The organism is Jiangella aurantiaca (genome assembly GCF_004349105.1).
In the GTDB taxonomy this organism is placed as follows: Bacteria; Actinomycetota; Actinomycetes; order Jiangellales; family Jiangellaceae; genus Jiangella; species Jiangella aurantiaca.
Window position 1 is genome coordinate 172,286 of record NZ_SMLB01000009.1, and the last position, 8,124, is coordinate 180,409.

Below are 8,124 nucleotides of genomic sequence, written 5' to 3' on the forward strand. Positions count from 1 at the left end.
TGCGAGGCGCAGGAAAGGGTGGCCGTACAGGAGCTTGCCCGGCCCGACGACTCCGTGTGCCTGAGGCAGCCCGGCGATCGGTGACGTAGCGTGGACGCGTGTGGAGGGCCCGTGCATACCGGCGACGACCGAGTGAATGAGTCCCACATGCACGGCCCGAGACGTGAGGAGTGTTGATGACGACCGCTGACGCCGTTCCCGACATGGTCGACTGGGACCTCGCGGTCGCGACGGCCCAACGACTGGCCGGTCCCGGGCCGGTGGTCACCAACGCCGAGGCCCGCGACGCCGTGGCCGAACTGCGCCGGCTCGCCGCTGAGGCCGAGGCCCACGTCAAGGGCTTCACCGGCCTCGACGCCTCGCTCGGATACGCACCGCTGGTGGTGGTCGACCGCGGCAACTGGGCCCGGGCCAACGCCCAGAGCATGCGCACGATCATCGCGCCGCTGCAGCGCAAGCTGCAGAAGGGCCGCGACCGCAGCCCGTTCCAGCGGGTCGGCCCGAAGGTCACCGGGCTGCAGACCGGTGCGCTGCTGGCGTTCCTGGCCAGCAAGGTGCTCGGCCAGTTCGACCCGTTCTGGTCCGGCCGGGTCGGGGGCCCCGACGACGGCGCGCAGGGCCGGCTGCTGCTGGTCGCGCCGAACATCGTCCACGTCGAGCGCGAGCTGGGCGTCGACCCGCACGACTTCCGCCTGTGGGTCACGCTGCACGAAGAGACCCACCGGGTGCAGTTCACCGCCGTCCCGTGGCTGCGCGACCACCTGGCCGGCGAGATCGAGGCGTTCGTCGAGGCCACCGACGTCGACCCGGGCGCGTTCCTGACCCGCGCCCGCGACGCCGTCCGCTCGCTCAGCGAGAGCGCCCGGTCCGGCGACCGCACCGGCTCGATCCTCGACCTCGTCCAGACCCCGGCCCAGAAGGCCGTCATCGATCGCGTGACGGCGTTCATGTCGCTGCTCGAAGGGCACGCCGACGTCGTCATGGACGGCGTCGGCCCCGAGGTGATCCCGTCCGTCGAGACCATCCGGCGCCGGTTCCAGCGCCGCCGCTACTCGTCGGTCGGGCTCGACCGCACGATCCGCCGGCTGCTCGGCCTCGACGCCAAGATGCGCCAGTACCGCGACGGCGCCGCGTTCGTGAACGCCGTCGTCGACCGCGTCGGCATGGCGGGGTTCAACCGCATCTGGGAGTCGTCCGCCACGCTGCCGACCAAGGACGAGATCGCCGACCCCGTCGCCTGGGTGCGCCGGGTGCACGGCACTCCCGCGCTCGGCCGCGACGGCGCCTGACCCGCCCGTCCGGCCATGGCCCACCCGCACCTCGACGTCCGGCGGGCCGTCCGCATGGCACTCGCGGACCTGGAGGACGGCGCCACGGTGTTGGTCGCCTGCTCCGGCGGCGCCGACTCGCTGTCCCTCGCGGCGGCGACGGCGTGGGTGGCCGGCCGCAGCGGGTTGCGGGCCGGCGCCGTCTGCGTCGACCACGGCCTCCAGCCGCGCTCGGCGGAGCGCGCCCGATCGACCGCCGCGGCGCTGTGCGGGCTCGGGCTCGACCCCGTCGTGACGGTGCACGTCGACGCGTCGCACGGGCCGGACGGGCCGGAGGGCAACGCGCGGGCGGCCCGGTACACGGCGCTGACCGCGACGGCGACGCGGGTGGGCGCGGCGGCGGTGCTGCTCGGGCACACCCTCGACGACCAGGCCGAGACCGTCCTGCTGGGACTGGCCCGCGGGTCCGGTCCGCGATCCCTGTCCGGCATGGCGGACCGGTCGGGCGTGCTGCGGCGGCCGCTGCTCGGCCTGCGCCGCGGCGTCGTGCGGGCCGCACTGCCGGCCGGGCCGACGCCGTGGGAGGACCCGCACAACGACGACGTCACGTACGCGCGCGCCCGGGTTCGGCACCGGGTGCTGCCTGTGCTTGAGGCTGAGCTCGGGCCTGGGGTCGCCGCGGCGCTGGCCCGCACCGCCGAACTGGCCCGCGCCGACGCCGACGCCCTGGACGCCGAGGCCGAGGCCGTGCTCGCCGCGGTGGGCACGGACGGTCCGCTGCCGGTCGACCACCTGGCGAAGCTGCCGCGGGCGGTCCGCTGGCGGGTGCTGCGCCGGGCCGCGATAGCCGCCGGCAGCCCGGCCACCGACCTCACCGCGGCCCACGTCGCCGCCGTCGACGCGCTCGTCACCGCGTGGCGCGGGCAGGCCGGCATCGACCTCCCCGGCGGCCTGCGCGCCACCCGCCGCGACGGCGTCCTGCGGTTCACGGCGCAGCGCTGACGGGTGCGCCGTACGTGCCGTTCGAAACTCACACCGTCGCGTTGATCATGGCGAACTGGGGGTTCCCAGCACCCGGAACCCCGTCTTCTCCATGATCAACGGCGATCGCTGGCGGCAGGACACCGGCGATCGGCGATGATCACGGCCGTCACCGCACTCGCCGCACCTCGCCTGCCGACCGTGTGAAAGGCTGCGCACGTGGATCCAGAACACGTCGACGCAGACCTCGAGAAGATCCTGCTGACCGAGGAGGAGATCCAGGGCAAGCTGGCCGAGCTGGCGGCGGCCATCGAGCGCGACTACGAGGGCACGGACCTCCTGCTCGTCGGCGTGCTCAAGGGCGCGATCATGGTCATGGCCGACCTCAGCCGGCATCTGTCGCGGCACGTCGAGCAGGACTGGATGGCCATCTCGTCCTACGGCTCGGGCACCCGGTCCAGCGGCGTCGTGCGCATCGTGAAGGACCTCGACACCGACATCACCGACCGGCACGTGCTCGTCGTCGAGGACATCATCGACACCGGGCTGACGCTGTCGTGGCTGGTCTCCAACCTGCGCTCGCGCGGCCCGGCGTCGGTCGAGGTGTGCACGCTGCTGCGCAAGCCCGAGGCCGCGAAGACGTCCGTCGACGTCAGGTACGTCGGCTACGACATCCCCAACGAGTTCGTGGTCGGGTACGGCCTGGACTACGCCGAGCGGTACCGCAACCTGCGGGTCGTCGGTACCCTGGCGCCGCACGTGTACAGCTGACGACCCCGGTGTGACGGAGTCGTGGAGCCCGCCGGGAACACGGCGGCTCACCTGCGACGTTCGTACTATGTAACAGACCTGCCGGAATGGTCGAGTAGGCCCGCGCAAGGTATCGTCGGACGATCCGACACCTTCGGTGGACATGCCGGGCGTTCGCGGCGTGTGCTGAAGCCAGCCGATCACAGGAGGTACGAGGCCGCCAGGTCTCGCATCATGAACGCCAAGCGATTCACGCGACCACTCATCTGGTTGCTCGTCTTCGTGCTCGCCGCCATCGTGCTGAGCAGTGTGCTCGACCGCGCCGGCGGTGCGGAGGAGGTCGACACCTCTCGCATCGTCTCCGAGATCGAGGCGGGCAACGTCAAGTCGGCGAAGATCACCGGCGGTGAGACGCAGGAGATCGAGCTCACCCTGGCCGACGGCGACGACACGAAGATCGTCGCCCAGTACGTCGAGGGCCAGGGCCTGCAGCTGCAGGAGTCGCTGCAGCAGCTGCACGACGCCGACGGCAGCTCCCTCGAGACGTACAACATCGAGGTGCCGCAGCCGAGCATCCTGTGGGGCATCCTCGGCACGCTGCTGCCGTTCCTGATCCTCGGCGCGCTGATCTTCTTCTTCATGACGCAGATGCAGGGCGGCGGTGGCCGGGTCATGCAGTTCGGCCGCTCGCGCGCCAAGCTCGCCAGCAAGGACGCGCCGAAGACGACGTTCGCCGACGTAGCCGGCGCGAACGAGGCGGTCGAGGAACTGCACGAGATCAAGGAGTTCCTGCAGGAGCCGGGCAAGTTCCAGGCGGTCGGCGCCAAGATCCCAAAGGGCGTGCTGCTGTACGGCCCGCCCGGTACCGGTAAGACGCTGCTGGCCCGCGCGGTCGCCGGCGAGGCGGGCGTGCCGTTCTACTCCATCTCCGGTTCCGACTTCGTCGAGATGTTCGTCGGTGTCGGCGCCTCCCGGGTCCGCGACCTGTTCAAGGAGGCCAAGGAGAACGCGCCGGCCATCGTGTTCGTCGACGAGATCGACGCGGTCGGCCGGCACCGTGGCGCCGGCATGGGCGGCGGTCACGACGAGCGCGAGCAGACGCTGAACCAGCTGCTGGTCGAGATGGACGGCTTCGACATCAAGACCAACATCATCCTGATCGCGGCCACCAACCGGCCCGACATCCTCGACCCCGCGTTGCTGCGCCCGGGCCGCTTCGACCGGCAGATCGCCGTCGAGCCGCCCGACCTCGAGGGCCGCGAGAAGATCCTGGGCGTCCACGCCCGGGGCAAGCCGTTGACCGAGGACGCCGACCTCCGCGCGGTGGCGCGCCGCACGCCGGGCTTCACCGGTGCCGACCTCGCCAACGTGCTCAACGAGGCCGCCCTGCTCACGGCGCGCAAGAACGAGAAGATGATCACGCCGCAGGCGCTCGACGAGGCGATCGACCGCGTGGTTGCGGGCCCGCAGAAGAGCTCGCGGCTGATGAAGGACGCGGAGAAGCGGATCACCGCCTACCACGAGGGCGGGCACGCCCTGGTGGCCGCGGCGCTGCACCACACCGACCCTGTGCACAAGGTGACGATCCTGCCGCGCGGCGGCGCCCTCGGCTACACCATGGTGCTGCCCGACGAGGACAAGTACTCCACCACGCGCAACGAGATGCTCGACCAGCTCGCCTACATGATGGGCGGCCGGGCGGCGGAGGAGCTCGTCTTCCACGACCCCACCACGGGCGCGGCCAACGACATCGACAAGGCCACCACGCTGGCCCGCCGCATGGTCACCCAGTACGGCATGACCGAGCGGCTGGGCGCCATCAAGTTCGGCTCCGACCGGACCGAGCCGTTCCTCGGCCGCGACATGGGGCACGAACGCGACTACTCCGAGAACGTCGCGGGTGTCGTCGACGAAGAGGTGCGCAAGCTCATCGAGACCGCGCACCAAGAGGCGTTCGACATCCTGGTCGAGAACCGCGAGGTGCTCGACAACCTGGTCGTCGCGCTGCTCGAACGCGAGACGTTGAACAAGGAAGAGGTCGCCGAGGTCTTCGCGCCCATCCGCAAGCGCGGCCGCCGTCCGGCGTGGACGGGTTCGGCCACGCGGAAGCCGTCCGACCGCGGTCCGGTGGCGTTCCCGATCAAGGTGTCGACGAACGGCCACCACGCCGACGAGCACGCCGCCATCACCGTCGCGCCGGACCCGACGCCCGTGCTCCCGCCGGTGCCGAAGCCCGAGGGCCAGGCCGAGGGCTGAGGTACGTGAACGCGGAACCAGTGCTGCCCGTGCCGCCGGGGCGGTTCGATCATGCCCGGGCGGAGGCCGCTGTCCGCGAGCTGCTGGTCGCGATCGGTGAGGACCCCGACCGCGACGGCCTGCTCGACACCCCGGCGCGGGTCGCCCGGGCCTACGCGGAGATGTTCCGCGGCCTGCACCAGGACCCCGCCGAAGTCCTCACCACGACGTTCGAGCTGGGCCACGACGAGATGGTGCTGGTGAAGGACATCGAGCTGGCCTCGATGTGCGAGCACCACCTGGTTCCGTTCTACGGCTACGCCCACGTCGGCTACATCCCCGGACCCTCGGGGCGCATCGCCGGGCTGTCCAAGCTGGCCCGGCTGGTCGACGTCTACGCCAAGCGGCCGCAGGTGCAGGAGCGGCTCACGTCTCAGGTGGCGAACTCGCTGGTCGAGCTGCTCAAGCCGGCCGGCGTCATCGTCGTCATCGAGGCCGAGCACTTGTGCATGACGATGCGCGGCGTCCGCAAGCCGGGCGCGAAGACGCTCACCAGCGCCGTCCGCGGCCAGCTGCGCGACGCCACCACGCGGGCCGAGGCGATGAGCCTGATCATCGGCCGCTGACGGCCGGCCGTTCTCACCGGCTCAGGCGGTTGCGTTGACTCGGTCGCGCCAGGCGACCCAGTCGGCCAGCGAGCCGAGGTCGTACAGCGGGCCCGATGCGCTGAGCGTGAACAGGCTGATGCCCAGCTCGACCAGTTCCTCGGCGGCCGCGCGGGGCCGCCCCCTGACCGCCGTCGAGCGCTCGATCTCGTTCGGGTCGCGGCCCACGGTCGCGCACCAGCCGTCCAGCACCTCGATCTTGTGGCGCAGCACGGTGGCGTCGCCGAAGGCGTGCCAGATGGTGCCGTGCTCGGCGACGTGGCGCAGCGTCTTCTTCTCGCCGCCGCCGCCGATGAGGATCGGGATGTCGCGGGTCGGCGCCGGGTTCAGCTTCGACCAGCGGCTCTTGATCCGCGGCAGTGCTTCACCGAGGTCGTCCAGCCGGCTGCCCGCGGTACCGAACTCGTAGCCGTACTCGTCGTAGTCGCGCTGGAACCAGCCACCGCCGATGCCGAGGATCAGCCGGCCGTCGCTGATGTGGTCGACGGTGCGGGCCATGTCCGCCAGCAGCTCGGGGTTGCGGTAACCGACACTGCTCACCAGCGCGCCGATCTCCACCCGCGACGTCTGCTCCGCCCAGGCGCCGAGCATCGTCCAGCACTCGAAGTGCTTGCCGTCGGGCTCGCCGCGCAGCGGGAAGAAGTGATCCCAGTTGAAGACGATGTCGACGCCGGCGTCCTCGGCCTCCGCCGCGGCGCGGCGGATCTCCCGGTAGTCGGCGTGCTGCGGCTGGATCTGGACACCGATACGGATCGGTCGGGTCATGAATGCCTCGTTCGTGATTCGGGGGACGGCCGGGGATCCGGCCGTCTGCAACAACCCCACCACCTCTCGACGTCATTCCGGCGGCGACGCCGTCAACGCTCAGATGTCGTCGGGCCGGGCATGGCCGCAGGTATGGTCGCCCTGGCTCGGCGCCTCGCACCGACGATATCGAGGGAGCCTCCGGCCGCATCTCATCGCCGGTCTGCCCGGCCCTCCCGGGTGTCGGCCCGGCGGTATCCGTGCAGGTCGGTCTGGACCTCGTTCACCCAGATGTTGCCCGTGCCGTCGGGGTCGGGCAGCCGGACGGTGAGCCCGTAGTTCTCGTCGACGACGGACGCGGCCAGGCCGTGGGCGGTCAGGCGGGCCGCCAGCGGGCGGACGTCGCCGTCGTACTCGAAGGAGAGCTGGACGCTGGGCCGGTCGGCGGCGTGCGCCGCCACGAATCCGCCGCCGGGTGCGACGAAGTCGACCCAGTCGCCGGAGTGCGACGCGATGCGCACCGCCAGCCCGAGGCGGTCCAGCACTCCGGCCGCGCCCGCGACGTCCGGTGAGTACCAGAGCGGCAGCGTGGACAGCGCCGGGTCGGCGCCGGGCGGCGGCGCGGCCGGCGGGTGCTCGTCGACGTGGACCCGCAAGCCGTCCGGCCCGGTGACCTCCAGCCGCCCGTCGGCCGACACCGTCGCCAGCCCGTTGCGCTCGCACTCCGCGGTGACGGCGAGCAGGTCGGGCGCCTCGAAACCGAGCTCGGCGCCGGGCTCGCTCGCACGGACGACGGCGACCCGGCCGTGCCCCAGCGTGAGGTCGACGCGGTCGCCGTCACGGCCGGTGACGACGCCACCGAGCGCCTCGACGACCCGGACCCACTCGTCGGCGTGTGGCGTGTGCCGGACCGGATGGACGGTGAGCGTCATCGGGGATCCTCCTGCTCGGCGGTGGCGAGGTACTGCCGGAGCACCTTCTCGACGAACGCCGAGAGGCTCAGCTCCTCGTCGATGCTGCGGTGCTTGGTTGCACGGACAACGTCCGGCGGCAGGTAGACGTTGAACTGCACCTTGTCGGCCATGGCTAGGATGCTAGCGCGCCGCCGGCCTCAGCCGAAGAACCGGAACTCGGTGTTCAGCACGTACACCGCGTCGCGGACCAGCAGGACGCCGGCGATGCCCATGATCCAGGCCAGCGTCTCGGCGGAGTTGGCCTGCAGCCAGTCGCGGAACCGCTCGAATCGTGTCCGCACCCGGTCGCCGGCAACCCGCCAGACCACGAAGAGCAGCACGCCGGGCAGCACCATGATCACGTTGTAGCCGGCCAGCAGTGGCGCCCACTGCGCCGGGCTCAGCTCGTTCGACGTCATCAGGCCGATCGCGGCCAGGTACGGCAGCGCGGTCGCGGCCTCCAGCAGGCCGGTGGTGACGCCGAGGCCGACCATCGCCGGGACCGTCGGCGCCCGCCCCACCCCCCGC

Annotated in this window: 9 protein-coding genes; 5 read left to right on the plus strand and 4 right to left on the minus strand. The window is 71.7% G+C overall.

Annotated features, from left to right (window positions below; genetic code table 11):
- Window positions 1–176: 176 nt before the first annotated feature.
- The 5 genes from E1262_RS09875 (at window position 177) to folE (ending at window position 5,860) form a co-directional block, all read left to right on the plus strand.
- Window positions 177–1,289, plus strand: a complete 1,113-nt coding sequence (locus tag E1262_RS09875; protein WP_203453717.1) for a zinc-dependent metalloprotease — start codon at window positions 177–179, stop codon at window positions 1,287–1,289.
- 15 nt (window positions 1,290–1,304) lie between these two features.
- Entirely contained in the window at window positions 1,305–2,270 is a 966-nt protein-coding gene (tilS, locus tag E1262_RS09880) for a tRNA lysidine(34) synthetase TilS (protein ID WP_132102954.1), read from the plus strand.
- A 198-nt stretch (window positions 2,271–2,468) separates the two neighbouring features.
- A complete protein-coding gene (gene hpt / locus E1262_RS09885) occupies window positions 2,469–3,020 on the plus strand; it encodes a hypoxanthine phosphoribosyltransferase (protein ID WP_132102955.1) in 552 nt (183 codons plus the stop codon).
- Between the two features lie 213 nt (window positions 3,021–3,233).
- On the plus strand, window positions 3,234–5,255 hold the full coding sequence (gene ftsH, locus E1262_RS09890; RefSeq protein WP_132102956.1) for an ATP-dependent zinc metalloprotease FtsH: 2,022 nt from the start codon (window positions 3,234–3,236) through the stop codon (window positions 5,253–5,255).
- 5 nt (window positions 5,256–5,260) lie between these two features.
- Entirely contained in the window at window positions 5,261–5,860 is a 600-nt protein-coding gene (gene folE, locus E1262_RS09895; RefSeq protein WP_203453718.1) for a GTP cyclohydrolase I FolE, read from the plus strand.
- Between the two features lie 21 nt (window positions 5,861–5,881).
- On the opposite strand, the gene E1262_RS09900 is transcribed toward folE, so the two are convergent.
- From E1262_RS09900 to E1262_RS09915, 4 genes are all read right to left on the minus strand, one after another.
- A complete protein-coding gene (locus E1262_RS09900) occupies window positions 5,882–6,664 on the minus strand; it encodes an LLM class F420-dependent oxidoreductase (protein WP_132102957.1) in 783 nt (260 codons plus the stop codon).
- Between the two features lie 191 nt (window positions 6,665–6,855).
- Window positions 6,856–7,575 carry a hypothetical protein gene (locus E1262_RS09905; RefSeq protein WP_132102958.1) on the minus strand — a complete coding sequence of 240 codons (720 nt, stop codon included), beginning with the start codon at window positions 7,573–7,575 and terminating at the stop codon, window positions 6,856–6,858.
- Window positions 7,572–7,727, minus strand: a complete 156-nt coding sequence (locus tag E1262_RS09910) for a ribbon-helix-helix domain-containing protein (protein WP_116949353.1) — start codon at window positions 7,725–7,727, stop codon at window positions 7,572–7,574. Before E1262_RS09910 ends, E1262_RS09905 begins: the two co-directional genes overlap by 4 nt.
- A 27-nt stretch (window positions 7,728–7,754) precedes the next feature.
- Window positions 7,755–8,124, minus strand: a 370-nt coding sequence (locus tag E1262_RS09915; RefSeq protein WP_203453719.1) for a GAP family protein, incomplete at its 5' end; no start/stop codon positions are given.